Here is a 16,503-nt window from a genome sequence, read left to right as displayed (position 1 = left end):
ATTAGGCATGAATAGAGTATGTTGCTCCCGCTTCCGTCTTGAACCGCTTGCCTTCGCTAACAGCCGTACCATCTGGCTTCCATAGCTGCAGTCCGTTCAAACCCCGCACCGTACATTCGCTTCCTACTACAGATACGAGAGTCGCTGACGTTAGTCGACCGTTCTCCCAAGCCAAATCGACTGTAAATCCCCCCCGAGCTCTCAGGCCGCTAACGCGTCCGCAATCCCAAGCTCTTGGCAGGGCTGGCAGCAGATCGATTCCATCCATATGGCTCTGCACCAGCATTTCCACGATTCCCGCCGCACCGCCAAAATTGCCATCAATCTGGAACGGAGGATGATCGTCGAACAGGTTCGGATAAGTGGAACGGGACAGCAGTGTATTGATAAACTGATGGGCCGTTTCTCCGTCTCCCAGGCGAGCATATAGATTGATTAGCCAAGCACAACTCCATCCTGTATGTCCACCGCCACTCTTGATCCGTGCGTCAAGCGTCTTTCTGACCGCTTCGGCCCATTCCGGTGTATCCCTTACGGTGATTGCGTCCCCCGGGTAAAATCCGTACAGATGAGACACATGCCGATGCCCTGGCTCCGCCTCAGCAAATGGTTCACTCCATTCCTGAATTCTCCCGTCCTGCCCAATCTTTGGCTTGACCATACGCTCCAGCACAACTGACAATTCCTCGCGCCATTTCTCATCCAGATCAAGCAACCTGGCAGCACGAATCGTGTGCTCCAATAACTCGCGAATCAGGAACAAATCCATACTGCTTCCTGCCGACACACTACATGGCTCCCCCTCAGGCGTGAGAAATTTGTTCTCCGGCGAGGTGGATGGAGCCGTAGTCAGTCTGCCATCAGGGCCTTCAATCAGCCAATCCTGACAGAACTCGGCCGCCCCCTTCATCAAGGGGTACGCCGTCTCCCGCAGAAATTCCTCGTTCGGCTCAAAGGTATAATGCTCCCACAAATGCCGGCATAGCCATACGCCACCCATGGGCCAAAAAGCCCAGCTTGCTTCACCATCGGATGGGATGGATTGACGCCATACATCTACATTATGATGTGCTACCCAACCCCGGCTACCATAATGAATTTTGGCCGTTCTTGCCCCGGTGACACTGAGATCGCGAATCAGTTCAAACAACGGCTCATGACATTCGCTCAAATTGGCTATTTCCGCAGGCCAATAATTCATTTGAACATTAATATTACTGGTATACCCGCAGTTCCATGGGGGCTGAACCCGTGGATTCCATATTCCTTGCAAATGAGCAGCCTCTGTTCCGGGTCTGGAACTGGTCATCAGCAGGTAACGCCCATAATGAAAATAAAGCGCTTCGAGCCCTCCATCCCCGCTCCCCTTGCGGTAAGCTTCCAGACGTTCATCCGTTGGCAGATGGTTGCCAGCGTGAGATAACTCCCCTATCTCGAACTCCACGCGATTGAACAAACGCTGATGGTCCTGAATATGACGTTGCCGAAGCTCCGCATAGCTTAGCTTGGCAGCAGATGCAAGCACCGCGCGGCACTTCTCTGCAGGGTCTACATCTCCCCTGCCTGGCATCACATCGTAACCAGCAAAATCCGTCGCTGCTGCCAGCAGCAGGGTCAGTTCCTTCGCTCCCTGTACAATTAACTGACCCGCATCCTCATCAAACGATACTGTTCCGCCGGTAGGAAGAACTTCTAACTGCACCTCAAAGGATACGCCCAAGCCCTCCTCATATAGCACTGATTGTGGATGATCCTCACGGTAGTTGTCGGCAACATGACTGGGCGCTTGTCCTTGCATTTTGAGATAAGCTGCCTGCGGCCCTCTTCCTATACGATAGGGTAACAGCGAATCAAGCGATGCCGAGATATCGAGCGGTTGTTCCCCTGTAGCCTTTACGTGCACTGCCAACACCTGATCCACTGCACTAACCAGCACCTCACGAATATATTCAGCTTGTCCAACCCGATAGGTGGTAGTAGCAATGCATGTCGTCAAGTCCAGCTCCCGCTGATATTCTGTCTCATCACCTGCTGCCAAATGCTCGACACGCAAATTGCCAAGAGGCTGGTAGGACTCTGTACCGCGACCCAGCATGCCCGCATCAATTAATTGCTCTGCCTCTTTATATTTCCCGGTAAATATTAATTCCCTTGCCGGACCCAAATGCCGCAATGCATCATAATTCTGAGGGTCCCGCGGAAAGCCAGACCATAATGTATCTTCATTTAGAGCAATCAGTTCCTGGCGGGCGCCTCCGTATACCATTCCGCCGATTCGCCCGTTTCCAACGGGAAGAGCCTCCTCCCAACGGGAAGCAGGCTGCTTGTACCAAAGCTTCCATTGCCTTTCGCGCTGATCTAATCCCGTCATGCTGCATGCCTCCATAGGTTCAATAATTAAGAGAAAAAAAGCCCGAAACAAACGGGCCTTTTCTCTAATCAAAATATGCGGTTTTTGCTATCAAGTCAAGAATTATTGAACATCTTTTCCTGTGAACAAGGATACTCTCTTCTTAACAAGTTCCGTGTATTCAGCTTCCATTTTCTCAGCACCGGCTTTATCCAGCTCTGCCAGGAAGTTATCGAACACGGTGTCAAATTTGTCCGGTGTAGTCAATACAGCCTCAGGAATCCGTTTACGGATAATATCCTGGGTTTTTTGATAGATGACTTGATAGTCTCCATCTGTTGGCACTGGCATATTGTACAGGGCGCCCCATTCCTTCGGTTTAAAATCGCTTTCTTGAGGGAACAGGTCCTTCCATGTGGTTGCGCCATAAGCGGCCAAAGTTTCTTTTTCAGCTTCGGTATAGCCAGCAACGATTTGGTCAGGGAAGTTCGTCGTGTAATAGTTACCAGATGGGTCCTTGACACCGTCACCATAGTGAACAGTCATCGCGGTATACAAGCTGATACCCGATTCTTTATTGAAGTTGTTTGTATCGTTAACTTTTCTGTTCTGGATTTCTTCCGGAACTACGCGCACACCGTTCTCAACATTGTAGTGCTTGCCTTCGATCCCCCAGTTCATCAGCACTTGCCCTTCATCGGAAGCAAGCCAATCCAGGAATTTAATCAGGCGAACCGGATCTTTAGCAGCCGTCGTAATGGCGATACCCGATCCATCCAGACCTGCTGGCTGGAAGGAATGATCCACATAATCTTCATTCAGCGTGACAGGGAAATGCGCATAAGTGTAATCATCCTTGCCCGCTGCCTTCAGTGCATTTTCACCGTCTTGGTATTCCCACTCCTGGCTGATCAGGCCAAGTACGCGTCCACTAGCGATCTTCGCTTTGTACTGGTCATCCTTTTGGATAAATGTATCTTTATCAAGCAGGCCTTCGTTGAACATATGGTTCAACCAACGGAAATATTCTTTTTCCTCAGCACGCTTGTAGTGCAATTGCGTCTCATAGGTTTCAGGGTTTACATAGTACTCACCATCATCCGGAGCGCCTGTTGCCAAGAAGGCCGGGTTTGTTACGGTGATCATGATCTTCCAGTCGTCTGCATTTAATGAAAGCGGGATGGTTGGCTGTCCATCGGTTTCAGGATATTTTTCCTTATATTTTCTAAGGATGTCCTCAAAGTCCTTCACTGTGCGAATTTCTGGATAACCAAATTCCTTCAGCACGCGCTGCTGGATTTCAAAACCACCACCTGCATCAAAGGATTGCTGGTCAACCCCCATATTCGTAGTAATTTGATAAATGGAAGGATCGTCATTACTGTACTTCATACGATTGATATTATCGCCTAGAATTCTCTTAATATTAGGGGCATGTTCTTCAATCAGATCAGTCAGATCAATAATGAGACCTGCATCCACAAGCTTGGACAAGCTGCCTTTTGCAAAAATGAAATCAGGAACATCGCCGCTGGCCGTCATCAAAGCAATCTTTTGTTCGCCCCCGCCAGAGCCTACATCATATTCAGCCTGGATTGTAACTCCTGTTTTCTCCGTGATCGCCTTACCTACATCATCCTGCATATTGTTCCAGTTCGGACTTGCATCGGCTCCAAAGAAGGTAAAGGTAACCGGACTGGTATCCTCTGCACTTGCGTTCTGACCATTGTTCCCTGTCCCTGTGTTCCCATTGTTGCCCTCGGAAGCACTTCCCCCATTACTGCCACAACCACCAATGAGCAATGTCGTTGCCAATAAAAGCGCGGCAAAAGTTCTTGGAGTTTTCCACTTCATATCTGCTTGCCCCCCAATTCATAATTTGTGATGCATATTGTATATCAGGCTTAGCCTGGGTATACCGCTACTAATCTAACTCGCCCAAAAGTAAGGGCTTACAAAATGCATGTTTTTTTGTCAACGTCCTTCTCGATTTGCAGGGCTGGAGGCTCTGCAAATCGAGGAGAAATAACCTAGGCCTTAACTGCTCCGAGCGTCATACCCGATACGAAATATCTTTGAAGGAACGGGTAGACCAGCAAGATCGGCAACGTTACAACAATCGTGATCGCCATCTTGATTGATTCAGGTGATACTTGAGCCATCAGATTGGCCATATCATTAGCGTTAACCATCCCCGAGCCTTGATTGGTACTAGCCAGAACCTTCATCAATTCATACTGCAATGTCGTCAAATGAGGTTTATTTCCGTTATACAGATAAGTATCAAACCAAGAGTTCCATTGTCCTACCGCCAGAAATAGTGCGATCGTCGCCAACACCGGTTTACAAAGCGGTAAGATGACTCTGTAGTAAATGGTGAAATCATTAGCACCGTCCAATTTGGCCGATTCTTGCAAGGCATAAGGTAATCCATCAATAAAAGAACGAATAATGAATACGTTAAATGCACTTACGATACCTGGTAATACGTAGATCCAGAACGTGCCAATCAAGTCCAGATGGCGCATTAACATGTACCCTGGAACCAGACCACCCGAGAAATACATCGTCAGAGCGAGAAAGGTCGATACAAACCTTCTGGAACGAAAATCGGGGCGGCTAAGTGTATAGGCCAACATAGAAGAGCTGATTAACCCGAATATGGTACCGACAATTGTTCTTAACACAGATATTTTGAAGCCTTGGATCAAGCCCGTGTAGTTGAAAATCGTCCTATAGTTCTCCAGTGTAAACTCGCGAGGCCAGAGATAAATACCACCTCGTACGGTATCCGTCGAATCGTTCAAAGAAATCGCAAGCACGTTCAGGAACGGATATAAAGTGACGATAAGAATAAGAGTCATTAAAATGATGTTAAAGATATCAAACAATTTTTCTGATTTTGTAGCGTTAAATGCTTTTGAAGCCGCCATCTTTTCTCCTCCTTTACATGATGCTTTCCTTCGTAGTTTTCTTCATAATACCGTTTGCCGTGAGTAGCAACATAACACTTACGACGGAGGTGAACATACTGATTGCTGTACCGTAGGAGAATCGACTAATCTTTATGCCGTAATTTAAAGCATAAAGGTCTAGCACCTCGGAATAATCCAGAACAAGCGAATTCTGAAGCTGAAATTGCTTCTCGAAGCCGATCCCAATCAAGTGACCGATCGACATAATCAACAATACCGAAATCGTTGTTCGAATACCCGGGAGCGTAATGTTCCACATTTGGCGCAAACGCCCTGCTCCATCCACGCGGGCCGCTTCGTATAACTCCTTATCAATCCCGGTAATCGCTGCCAGATAGATAATCGCGTTCCAGCCGGTCTCTTTCCATATATCTGAAGCGGTTACAATTCCCCAGAACCATTTCCCTTGAGCCATAAACTGAATCGGCTCATTGATAATTCCAGTTGTCAGCAGAAGTTCATTCACAATCCCACCGTCAATGGAGAGCATCTTCGTGATAATCCCACCGACGACAACCCAGGATACAAAGTGAGGCAGGTACGATACGGTCTGAACTGTACGTTTGAACATCGTTCCTTTTAGTTCATTCAGGAATACTGCAAAGAAGATAGGAACGACAAAGCCAAATATCAGACCCATAATACTCATGGCCAAGGTGTTTCTTAACACCAGATAAAAACGTTCATCCTGGAACAAGGTAACAAATTGCTTCATTCCGACCCATTCTTGTTCACTGAACGATTTGGAAGGCTTGTAGTTCTGAAAAGCCATGGTCCAGCCCCAAATCGGTAAATAGTTAAAAACAAAACACCAGATTACAAATGGTAAAGACATGAGATAAAGATATTTTTGTTGGACGAGAATCTGCCAGAAACCTTTCTTCCGCTTTTTCTGCGGAGAAGGGGTTACGCTTGAGAAATCAGATTTATTCTTAGCTGACAGCGTTTCCATTTGTCCAATCCCCCCCTTCTTTTATAGTTTAATCTTAGAGAAAAAAAGCGTTTTCAAATACCTGGTAGATTGATGCAAAAACCATATAAAAATTAGAGATTCAGGGGTAATGTAAAAATAATCAGGGTTCCTTCTCCATACGTGCTATCAATATTCAATCCATGTTTCTCTCCATAAGTGAGGACCAGTCGCTGATAGACATTGCGTAGGCCGATTCGATTTTTCTCTGATTCTTCGGAAGCCATGATGGACTCCCTAACCTCTTGCAGACGCCCCGGCGTCATCCCCATTCCGTTATCCTTGACCCGGACTTCAAGCATCTCTTCCAGCCTCCGGATACTGACCACTACCTTGACTCCGTCTTCCTTATTTTCAACTCCATGTACAACGGCATTTTCCACAAGCGGCTGAATAATTAATGGAGGAATGCGAAAGTTCATGACTGAGGAATCCACGTCAATTTCATACTTGAGGCGATTCTCGTAGCGGAATTTTTGAATCTCCAGATAGGAGCTGACCATTTCAAGTTCTTCCTTAAGCATGATGTTCTCCCGGCCGACCTCCAGGCTTTTGCGCATCATCTTCCCTAATCTGCGAACCACGTTGGCAATTTCCTGATCTCCCTTAAGATGCGCATTCATCCGAATGGATTCAAGGGCATTGAACAGAAAATGAGGGTTAATCTGGCTGGCCATCATCTTGAGCTTGATCTCCCGCTGAGCCAGTTCAAGCGAATTGTTTTGCTCTGTCTTCTCTACAACCTGGTCCATCAGTCGACGTATGCTTTCTACCATATAGTTAAATTGGCGGGATAGCTGACCAATTTCATCCTGACCATCAATTCGCGAGACAACCGTCAAATCTCCCAAGGCCAGTCGATTCAAATGCCGGCTCAATCGAAGCAACCGGTTTGTCGTCAGGAAAGAAACGGTATAGACAAAGATGAAGGCAAGCAACAAGACCAGTAGAATAATGAACAACCCCATCAAGCTAACGGCATTTGCGTCCTTAACGATAGATTCGGTGGTAAATACTGAAATAAACCTCAGACCGTTCATGCTTGAATCCGGCGTTAGCGTGTCTATGACAAGATAAGCAGGCTCGCCTTGGCTCTCCACCTTGAGTGTTTCCTTTTGCTGAGTTCTAAGATCAATTCCATAATCAAGTTCGTCCAACGTTTTGCCGACAAGAGACGGGTTCTTGGCCGCAACGACCACGCCCATATCATCAGTAATCAGTGTCTCGAAGGGCTCCTGCTGTAGCATGCGATTCAGCTCTTCCTGATTAATAATGACCATCAAGACACCGCTTTTTCGCGTACCTTCAAAGGATATCTGCCTTACCAAGCTAAGGCGCTTGACAGGAAACTCCTCAGCATCGTCGATGTAAAACCAACCTATACGCTTGCTCTCCATCGCTTGCTTATACCAATTCGCCTGTTCAATCTCCTCATTAATCGGGATGAATTCCAGATTGTTGATCAAAGTCGGGTTATCGTAATAGAAACGAATGCCTGAAATTTCCCGATATTGGAGAATATATTCACGGAAATTATCGTAATTCAAATAAGACTTGGTCAATTCAAGCACGTCAGGATATTCTGTCTTGACGGCTGTCGCCAGTTCCCGATCCAGCATAATCATATCGGAAATATCGCTGGGCACCCGCAGCATCATGGCCGTACGCGTCTTCACCTTCTCCACGTTGTTCGTGGCTTGGGCAATCGCACGTTCCATAGCCTGATGGCGAAAATAAGCGGTAACGCCAACCCCGACGATAAGTACGGGAATCATCACCACCACAATATAAGAAATAAGAAGCTTATGCTTAAGCTTCAGGTTGTTGGTCGAACGAATTATTCTGTTCAGCATGGCATCGCCCCCTCAAAGAGGTATTTCAAAAAAGTTATCTCTTGATACGAAAATATCCCCTAACACAAGGGGAAAGGGGATATTTCGGTTACTTCTAATATAATGTCGTTCAGCATAGCCGAGCTACTTATTTTAAGGTAATGACCACTTCAGTTTGTCCGCTGAAGCTACCTACTTCAATGACACCGTTGCTGGCAAGCGCGCCGCCTTGCACGGAGGAGGCCTCGCCTAGCCCGTGAAGGGCAACGTGGAACGGTTTGCCTGCACCTTCTGCGGATAAATTCACTGTATTCCCATTGCGCGATACAGATACCTTGAGCTCACTTTCTCCCTCCATGTTCCGGACTGTACGCGATACGGTAGCCCCATCCTGAATTTGATAGAGGCCGAGTTCTACGCCATCCGCAAAGTCATAATCCGGACGGGTGTCGTTGGCACCCTTTGCCACAATTGAATTCTCTCGTACAAACAGGGGTAAACCGAAGAAATCATATTTTTCTTTGTACCATTTGCCACCTTGGGCCGCTTTCCCGGTAAGAAGATGCGTCCATGTTCCTTCTGGCAGATAGTAAGTGACCTCACCATGCTCGCTGAATACCGGTGCCACCAGGACAGAATCTCCCAGCATATACTGACGGTCCAGTGTTTCACTGCCCGGATCATTCGGGAATTCCAGGAACATCGCCCGCATCGTCGGCACGCCTTGCTCTGTGGCTTGAACAGCGATATCAAACATATACGGCATCAAGCTACATTTCAGCTTGGTGAAGAACCGTGTAACATCAACTGCTTCATCATCGTAAACCCAAGGTACCCGGTAGGAGCTACTGCCGTGCAACCGACTGTGACTGGATAGCAGCCCAAAGGCCAGCCAACGCTTGAATACATGCGCAGGCGCCGTATTCTCGAAGCCACCAATGTCATGGCTCCAGAAGCCGAAGCCAGACAGACCCAGGGACAAACCTCCGCGCAGGCTTTCCGCCATGGATTCATAATCGGCGTAACAATCCCCGCCCCAGTGAACCGGGAATTTCTGTCCGCCAACGGTAGCCGAACGGGCAAACAATGCGGCTTGATTCTTGCCAACCTTCTCTTCCAAGGCTTCAAATACAACCTTGTTATAAAGATAAGTGTAGTAGTTGTGCATTTTCACAGGATCAGAGCCGTCATGGTAGACCACATCCGTTGGAATCCGTTCACCGAAGTCGGTTTTAAAGCTGTCCACGCCCATATCAACCATCTCGCGCAGATAGCCCGCAAACCACTCACAAGCAGCCGGATTGGTAAAGTCCACCAAGGCCATCCCCGGCTGCCACATGTTCCATTGCCATACATCGCCGTTCGCTTTTTTCACCAGATAGCCGTTGGCTTTGCCTTCTTCAAACAGACGAGAGCGCTGGCCAATGTAAGGATTGATCCATACGCAAATCTTTAAGCCTTTTTCCTTCAGGCGTTTCAGCATCCCTACAGGGTCGGGGAATACACGCTCATCCCACTTAAAGTCCGTCCAGTGGAATTCACGCATCCAGAAGCAGTCGAAATGGAATACATGCAGCGGAAGATCACGTTCAGCCATGCCATCCACGAAGGAGTTCACCGTGGCTTCATCGTAGTTGGTCGTGAAGGAAGTAGTCAGCCACAATCCGAAGCTCCATGCCGGTGGCAGCGAAGGCTTACCTGTTAGAGCCGTGTATTTGTTCAGGACCTCCTTCGGTTCAGGACCGTCAATCACGAAATATTCAAGCGATTCGCCAGGAACGCTGAATTGTACTTTTTTCACTTTTTCCGAAGCCACTTCAAAGGACACTGCACCCGGATCATTGACCAGCACACCGTATCCTTTATTGGTCACAAAGAAAGGAATATTCTTGTAGGATTGCTCGGAGCTTGTGCCCCCGTCCTTATTCCAGATATCCACGACTTGACCGTTCTTGACGAAGGATGTGAAGCGTTCACCCAAGCCGTAAACCCACTCGCCTACACGCAGATCCAGTTCTTCACGCATGTAAACGTTCCCATTGTTCTCCGTAATATGAGCCATCGATTTGGCCCGGCTACCGGTGATACGCTCTTCACCACGATAGAAATCAACCGCCCATTGCGGACCTTTCTTGATACGTACACTCAAATTGCCGCTCTTTAATTCAGCATATTCCTCATGTTCGGCAATCTCCACATGGGCCCCGCCCTGGGCTATCTCAAAATGAGGACCATGATCAATGGTTCCGGCGAAATGGATCAGCTTGACCCCAATAACACCTGGAAGCGGAGAATGAAATTGCATAGTCAGCAATGTCGTATTAATCATGTTACCCCGGCCAGCGATTGGCGTCGTTGACGCTGAAGCGACCAACGTATTGTCCTGAATCATAAAATCATAAGCCTGTACCGCAGTATCAAGCGTAAATTCCTCGCGTGTCATCCAGTTGCCATCCGTAAATTTCATGTTACTTAGCCGCCTTTCTGATTTACATTGATAGATGGACATTGTCTTCCAGTGGAAAACGTCCTATACTTGCATTATACTGACACAACGGCTTATTAACTAACATAATCAAACGAAAATATAACACTATCTTGACGAGGTGAATTCACATGGATCAAGCACTCCGCCGTTCATTGAAGGAAGTCAAGGATCATGGCAGCCAGCAGCTTCCTTTTGGTACTTACTGGTACCGATACGGCCCCGGTGAACATGTCATCGATTGCCATTGGCACGATGAGCCTGAGTTCTTCTATTGTCTGGAAGGCGAAACGCTGTTCCAGGTAGATACCGATTACTTCCCGGTACGCGCCGGAGAAGCCGTCTTCATTGATGGTGGCGACATTCATGCCGCCCATACCCATGGCAACGAAGGTTGTACCTTCTTCTCGCTTGTGTTTGACACGCAGCTTCTGGCCAGTGCTCATTATGATGCCGTTCAGGAGAATCTGGTGTTACCCTTACAGGAGCGCAGAGCCACCTTCCCTCGCCATCTGCGCCGTGAATCGGCTGCAGACATCTCCCTGCTAGAGCATCTTGTGGCGATGATGCATAGTTGCAGTAATGAGACGCCTGGCTATGAAGGCGTAGTCAAGGGGCATCTTTATTTAATGCTTGCAGAAATCGCCGCCGAAGGCCGGGCTGTCAGCCGGGCCTCCATGGCCACCCGCAGCGAGTCCTCCAAAATCGATCGGCTTAAAACCGTTATTCTTCATATACAGGATCATTATAGCCAGCCGATTCGTCTGGCAGAATTGGCTTCCTTGATTCCTATGAGTGAAGGCCAGTTCTGCCGCTTCTTCAAATCAATGACCCGGCAAACCCCGGTGGATTACATCAATTCCTACCGTATTCGGCAAGCAGCCGAAATGCTGCGCAATCCGGAGCGTAAAATTTCGGATGTAGCGCTGGAGGTTGGATTTGATAATATCAGTTATTTTATTCGCGTATTTCGCAAAGCGATGAATTGTGCACCCTCTGAATTCCGCAAGAAGCTGAATTCATAATTCATGTTCCATTCTATTCCACCTGGAACCAACTGATCTGTACCTCTCCTTGAAGATGTAAGTACAGACTGCGTCGACCAGACCAGCCGGATTCTGCTTGCCCCACCACTGTAGTCCAGCCTTGACGGCCGCCTGTAGGAAGCACCTTGCATTCAAGCACTTGTTCACCATCCGGCTTATCCAGCGTCAGCACAATTTGGCCTCCGTGCTTATTTCCCGAGACCCGGGCAGTAAAGCGAGAGGCTCCTTCCCCAAACTCCACGTCATGAAAGGCAATCCAGCCACTCTCCTGCACCAGTCTCACGGTGTCCCCACCCTCGCGGCATTCATCCAGAAATACACCGCTATAATCATCATAGTTGGCTGCCCTCACCCGCTCACAGAGCGAACGAGGTGGAACGATCTCGCCTTGAACCTGGAACGTAGCCGACTCTGCTATAAGTCCGGAAGATGGTCCAACCAGAATGGTGTAGTTCCCCGTCTCCACACAATAACGTTCCCGAGTAACATCCCAAAATGCCAGGTCTTCAGCCTTCAGGGTGAAGGATACAAGCTTTGCTTCTCCTGGAAGCAGATGTACTCTCTTAAAGCCCTTCAATGTTTTTAGTGGCCGAGTAACTCTGGATTGTTCAGCCCGAACGTACCATTGCACCACTTCATCCCCGGCCCGATTCCCGGTATTGCGGATTTGCACATGAGCTGTAACCTGACCGTTCGCTGCCACTTCAGCTTGATCCAGTGAAAGCCCACTATACTCGAACGTTGTATAGCTAAGTCCATGCCCGAACGGATACAGCACCGGTCCATCAAAGTATTGATAGGTGCGTTTCCCCTTGATAATGTCATAATCCATCAGGTCTGGCAGTTGGTCCACTGATTGGTACCAGGTCATGTTCAAGCGCCCCGCCGGATTGTAATCCCCGAACAGTACATCAGCGAGTGCCCGGCCATGTTCTTGCCCGCCATGCGACATGAACAGCATGGCGGGTACATGCTCCTGTTCCCAATTCACCGCAAATGGATAGCTACCAACAATGACAACCACTGTTCGCGGATTGGCTGCATACACCGCTTGGATCAAAGCCTGCTGCGCCGGAGGCAACACGATATCCTCACGATCAATAGTCTCCTTGGCGTTGATGAACGGGCTGTTGCCTACAAATACAACGGCTGTCTCCGCCGCCTTTGCCGCTGCAACCGCCTGATCAAGGCCATTTTCTACAATCTCGACGAACAACCGTCCAGCTTCCCCCTCCGGCAATCGGCCATCTTGGGCAACCATCAAACGAGCTTGCCCGTCCAGTATAATGGGCTTACCATCCCATGATTTCATGGCTACCTTGCCCGACTCTTCTGCATCAAACCCGAATACTTCCTTAACAAACCACCCACTCACATCCACCGAAGTGGCTGTCAACACACTGTCTTCAGTGAGAGTAACAAACTTTTGGCTGGTCAAATCATACAAAGTGAACTGTCCCCAGCCCCAGTCATTACGCTCAAACACAGCCGCTTGTGATGCATCGTCCACGTTGGCTGTTAACACAGCTTCCATCCCTTCTCCAGAAGCTACAGAAATGTACTTGCCAGTAGCTGATGAACGCAGACGAATCCGTTCCAGCCCGGTCCCGAAGTGGACTTGCCCACTGCTTACCTTCTCCTGTACTCCTTGCAGTGGCGTAACTCGGTAAGGCGGCGTTCCACTGTACCAGTCAGTGAACACTTCACCCGCAAGCGGGCCAATCAAGGCAACGGAGGAGCCTTCCTTCGTAAGCGGTAGAATGCCATCATTCTTAAGTAATACAATGGACTCGCGAGCTGCGGTTAAAGCCAATTCCGCATGCTCCGGTGCGCATAATTTCTCTGCTGGTGTCTGTCCATAAGGATTCCGCTCCACGGGATCGAAATCTCCCAAGCGGAATCGAACGCGGAAGGCATTACGCAGCGCACGATCCAGGTCTGCTTCTTCCAGCAAACCCTGCTCCAGTGCGTCGTGCAAAGCCTGGAACATGATGGGCTCGTCATCGGTCAGGCTATCCAGTCCTGCCTTGATTGAGCCAGCTACAGCCTGAGCATAGGAATCTACATATTTATGCTCCAGCACGGTCCCCATCACATCGCCGGCATCGCCTACGACAAATCCGTCCATTCCCCACTCGCCCTTGACGATCTCATTCACTTCCGTGTTGAAATTACATGGGATGCCATTAATGCTGTTATAAGCTGTCATCATCGACCCGGCTCGGCCTTCACGGAAGACTTGCTCAAATACCTTCAAATAATATTCCCGCTTGTTCCTTGGATCGATGCTGACGGAAGCACTTCCCCGATCTATTTCATTATTATTGCCATAGAAATGCTTCAGGGAAGCAACTGCCTTATAATAGAAAGGATCATCCCCTTGCAGCCCCTTAACTAATTCCGTAGCCAGAGTTCCTGTTAACTGAGGGTCTTCGCCATAAGCCTCTTCCGTACGACCCCAACGCGGATCCCGTTCCATATCAACTGTTGGTGCCCAAATGGTTAATCCGTTTACGACCGGGTCCCGGTCAAAATACACCCGTGCTTCATCCCCGATGACGGAGCCGATTTGATGCAGTAATTCGGAATTCCAGGTGCAAGCGAGTCCCGTATTTTGCGGGAACACCGTCGCTTCGCCCAACCAGGCCACGCCATGCGCCCCTTCCGTGCCTTGCTTATGCCCCTTCACGCCAAGGCGCGGAATGGCTACCTGATGCTGGCACATCAATTGAATTTTCTCGTCCACTGTAAAGCGGGATACCAAATCGTTCACCCGTTCATCTAATGGCAAATCCGGGTTTTGAAAAGGATACTGATTCGTATTGGCGGCTGTCATAAAGTTACCTCACTCCTAAACTATAAATTTACTGTAAGCGCTTAACAAAATAACGTCCTCACAGGCATATGCTTTTACTCCACCCTATCATAACTTGCTATTAGAGCGCTTTATACACGGCAGATTAGATATGTTTTCATGTGAAAATATCGCATTGGTCAAGCCCTGAATTTTGTAGGCATTAAAATGAGCCTCGGGCTACAAGTTGGCACCATTGCTCAATCAAACCTTCTTCTCGTCAAATGCAATCGTTTCTCTTTTCAACAATTCTGGATACCGTTAAATTTTAAAATTTTCATAAAAAGGCACCCCTTAGATTTCATCAGAATAACCCGGAGGGTTCCAATGTTTATCCGAAGGGGTGCACTTCATTAGTAGGACAAGGGCTTCTTTGAGCTTTGTATGAATTTATAAAAACTGATGATTTAGAAAATGATTTTAAATTCAGTCACTGTAATCGGATCTGAAGAATAGTTATGTAAGTAACCAAAATAATAATCAGATTCCAAGGCATCTAAAGTACCGCTTCTACTGCTCCAAGTACCTGTAACAGACCATTCTAAACCGAAAGGGTTATATGCTCTAACTCTTGCATGATGACTAGCAGATCTGTCCAATTGATAGTAAATATTTATTCTAGTTCCTTTGACAGCATAAAGTCCTTGACTACTATGTGTTGGAAAAAAGGAAACACCTTCGTCATTATCTAAAGTTATTCCTTCCCACGTATACATGGGAGATATTAATTCTGAATTAGGAATGATTCCTTCTTCTACTACTACACCATTAGAATCATACTTTATATAACTCCAGCTTATATTAGATGCATTATTTGGAGTGAAACTTTCTGAAGCACCTACACTTGCAGATAGTAACAACGAGGCCATAAGCAACAATACAAAGCTCATCATCTTCTTTTTCATAACTATCCTCCATATCAAATTATAATATTCAAGTAAGCTATTGGATTATTAAAGTTCCATTTTTCAGGGATATCGGGTCCGAACTTACATTAATAAGATACAAATAATAAACGCCAGGATCAGCAACTTCTAAAGCATATTCACCATTTAATTGCTCAAACACCTGTCCTTCATTCAAAATTCCATCTTTTACATAACCTATCATTATTTTTTGATTTTCTATTACCTCTGAAGGGTATTTAGTCAAATCAAATCTAATTTTATTACCTTTCTCCAATTCCCACCCCTTTCCATCAGACTTAGTCAGGATGCTTACAGAATTATTTATAGTTATTATTTCTGGTGAAATAAACATCCCATCTTTGGAGTCAGTTTTAAACTCCACAATTGAGGAAGGTACAAAGTTCTTAAGATTTATATTCTGAACTATCCTGTTTTCTGGAATTTCATCTTGCGATTTACCTAATAGTTCATCTTTTGATAATTCTTTTCCATTAGAATCAATGTATTTACCATTCTGGTAAATAACATAATAATTTGAGATAGTTTCTTTTCCTATTAAATGCCTGTTATTATCTGTTAACAACTCTGATTTAGTGAGTGGCAGATGGTTAGATGCTAACACTGACGATAGAACGATCAAAGAAATCGTACAGACAGAAATTAATATAAAAATTAGTTTTTTACGTGACACTAGATTCACCCCATTACAAGTTTGTCTTATAATTCAGCTTAACCAACGCCCTTCCAACTTTGAGTTAAATATAGTCAACCATAACACTATTGTCAATATTATCCTTAAAAATTTACATTTTTCTACAATGTAATTTACATATGTAAGAAGAAAGAGACAAACCCATGGATAAATACTCTTATCCTGTTCGTATATCTATGTGTTTGTCTCTTCTTGCTCTAATTATCTATGTTTGGGCAATTCCCTCCTATTCCCCAAATGTGACACCTAAGACTCCCTAAACTTCAAGAATTAAAAAAGGCACCCCTTATATTTCATTGAAATACCCAAGGGTTCTGGGTTCTCCAATGTTTATTCTAAGGCGTGCATTTTTGACACTTCCATTTACCAAG

Annotated in this window: 10 protein-coding genes; 1 reads left to right on the top strand and 9 read right to left on the bottom strand. The window is 46.8% G+C overall.

Annotated features, from left to right (window positions below):
• Position 1 precedes the first annotated feature (1 nt).
• The 6 genes from AC1VOR_RS07175 to yicI all read right to left on the bottom strand — a co-directional run bounded on the left by AC1VOR_RS07175 (position 2) and on the right by yicI (position 10,594).
• A complete protein-coding gene (locus tag AC1VOR_RS07175; protein WP_482616835.1) occupies positions 2-2,371 on the bottom strand; it encodes a glycoside hydrolase family 95 protein in 2,370 nt (789 codons plus the stop codon).
• Between the two features lie 102 nt (positions 2,372-2,473).
• On the bottom strand, positions 2,474-4,204 hold the full coding sequence (locus AC1VOR_RS07170) for an ABC transporter substrate-binding protein (RefSeq protein WP_482616833.1): 1,731 nt from the start codon (positions 4,202-4,204) through the stop codon (positions 2,474-2,476).
• 176 nt (positions 4,205-4,380) lie between these two features.
• Positions 4,381-5,283, bottom strand: coding sequence for a carbohydrate ABC transporter permease (locus tag AC1VOR_RS07165; RefSeq protein ID WP_482616831.1), 903 nt, complete (start codon positions 5,281-5,283; stop codon positions 4,381-4,383).
• Between the two features lie 13 nt (positions 5,284-5,296).
• Positions 5,297-6,277: an ABC transporter permease gene (locus AC1VOR_RS07160; protein ID WP_482616830.1), complete on the bottom strand. Its 981-nt coding sequence runs from the start codon at positions 6,275-6,277 to the stop codon at positions 5,297-5,299.
• A gap of 92 nt (positions 6,278-6,369) precedes the next feature.
• Positions 6,370-8,148: a sensor histidine kinase gene (locus AC1VOR_RS07155; protein ID WP_482616828.1), complete on the bottom strand. Its 1,779-nt coding sequence runs from the start codon at positions 8,146-8,148 to the stop codon at positions 6,370-6,372.
• Between the two features lie 127 nt (positions 8,149-8,275).
• Entirely contained in the window at positions 8,276-10,594 is a 2,319-nt protein-coding gene (yicI, locus tag AC1VOR_RS07150; protein ID WP_482616826.1) for an alpha-xylosidase, read from the bottom strand.
• 149 nt (positions 10,595-10,743) lie between these two features.
• On the opposite strand from yicI, the gene AC1VOR_RS07145 reads away from it, so the two are divergent.
• Positions 10,744-11,637 (top strand): AraC family transcriptional regulator, encoded by an 894-nt coding sequence (locus AC1VOR_RS07145; protein WP_482616824.1) that lies wholly within the window; start codon positions 10,744-10,746, stop codon positions 11,635-11,637.
• Positions 11,638-11,650: 13 nt separating this feature from the next.
• Here AC1VOR_RS07145 and AC1VOR_RS07140 read toward each other — a convergent pair whose 3' ends face one another.
• The 3 genes from AC1VOR_RS07140 to AC1VOR_RS07130 form a co-directional block, all read right to left on the bottom strand.
• Positions 11,651-14,494: a glycoside hydrolase family 3 protein gene (locus tag AC1VOR_RS07140; RefSeq protein ID WP_482616822.1), complete on the bottom strand. Its 2,844-nt coding sequence runs from the start codon at positions 14,492-14,494 to the stop codon at positions 11,651-11,653.
• A 425-nt stretch (positions 14,495-14,919) separates the two neighbouring features.
• The gene (locus tag AC1VOR_RS07135) at positions 14,920-15,417 is read right to left on the bottom strand and encodes a hypothetical protein (RefSeq protein WP_482616820.1); all 498 of its coding nucleotides are present in this window, start codon (positions 15,415-15,417) and stop codon (positions 14,920-14,922) included.
• 37 nt (positions 15,418-15,454) lie between these two features.
• Positions 15,455-16,111, bottom strand: a complete 657-nt coding sequence (locus AC1VOR_RS07130) for a hypothetical protein (protein ID WP_482616818.1) — start codon at positions 16,109-16,111, stop codon at positions 15,455-15,457.
• Between the last annotated feature and the right edge of the window lie 392 nt (positions 16,112-16,503).

Source organism: Paenibacillus sp. 1SOY10 (genome assembly GCF_056836745.1).
Note: the sequence above shows the minus strand (reverse complement) of the source record. Positions and strands in the feature narration are given on the sequence as shown.

What these genes read in the sequence shown, in the direction of transcription:
- AC1VOR_RS07175 (WP_482616835.1), bottom strand. Translation starts at nt 2,371, where the DNA reads ATGACGGGATTAGATCAGCGCGAAAGGCAATGGAAGCTTTGGTACAAG.
- AC1VOR_RS07170 (WP_482616833.1), bottom strand. Translation starts at nt 4,204, where the DNA reads ATGAAGTGGAAAACTCCAAGAACTTTTGCCGCGCTTTTATTGGCAACG.
- AC1VOR_RS07165 (WP_482616831.1), bottom strand. Translation starts at nt 5,283, where the DNA reads ATGGCGGCTTCAAAAGCATTTAACGCTACAAAATCAGAAAAATTGTTT.
- AC1VOR_RS07160 (WP_482616830.1), bottom strand. Translation starts at nt 6,277, where the DNA reads ATGGAAACGCTGTCAGCTAAGAATAAATCTGATTTCTCAAGCGTAACC.
- AC1VOR_RS07155 (WP_482616828.1), bottom strand. Translation starts at nt 8,148, where the DNA reads ATGCTGAACAGAATAATTCGTTCGACCAACAACCTGAAGCTTAAGCAT.
- yicI (WP_482616826.1), bottom strand. Translation starts at nt 10,594, where the DNA reads ATGAAATTTACGGATGGCAACTGGATGACACGCGAGGAATTTACGCTT.
- AC1VOR_RS07145 (WP_482616824.1), top strand. Translation starts at nt 10,744, where the DNA reads ATGGATCAAGCACTCCGCCGTTCATTGAAGGAAGTCAAGGATCATGGC.
- AC1VOR_RS07140 (WP_482616822.1), bottom strand. Translation starts at nt 14,494, where the DNA reads ATGACAGCCGCCAATACGAATCAGTATCCTTTTCAAAACCCGGATTTG.
- AC1VOR_RS07135 (WP_482616820.1), bottom strand. Translation starts at nt 15,417, where the DNA reads ATGAAAAAGAAGATGATGAGCTTTGTATTGTTGCTTATGGCCTCGTTG.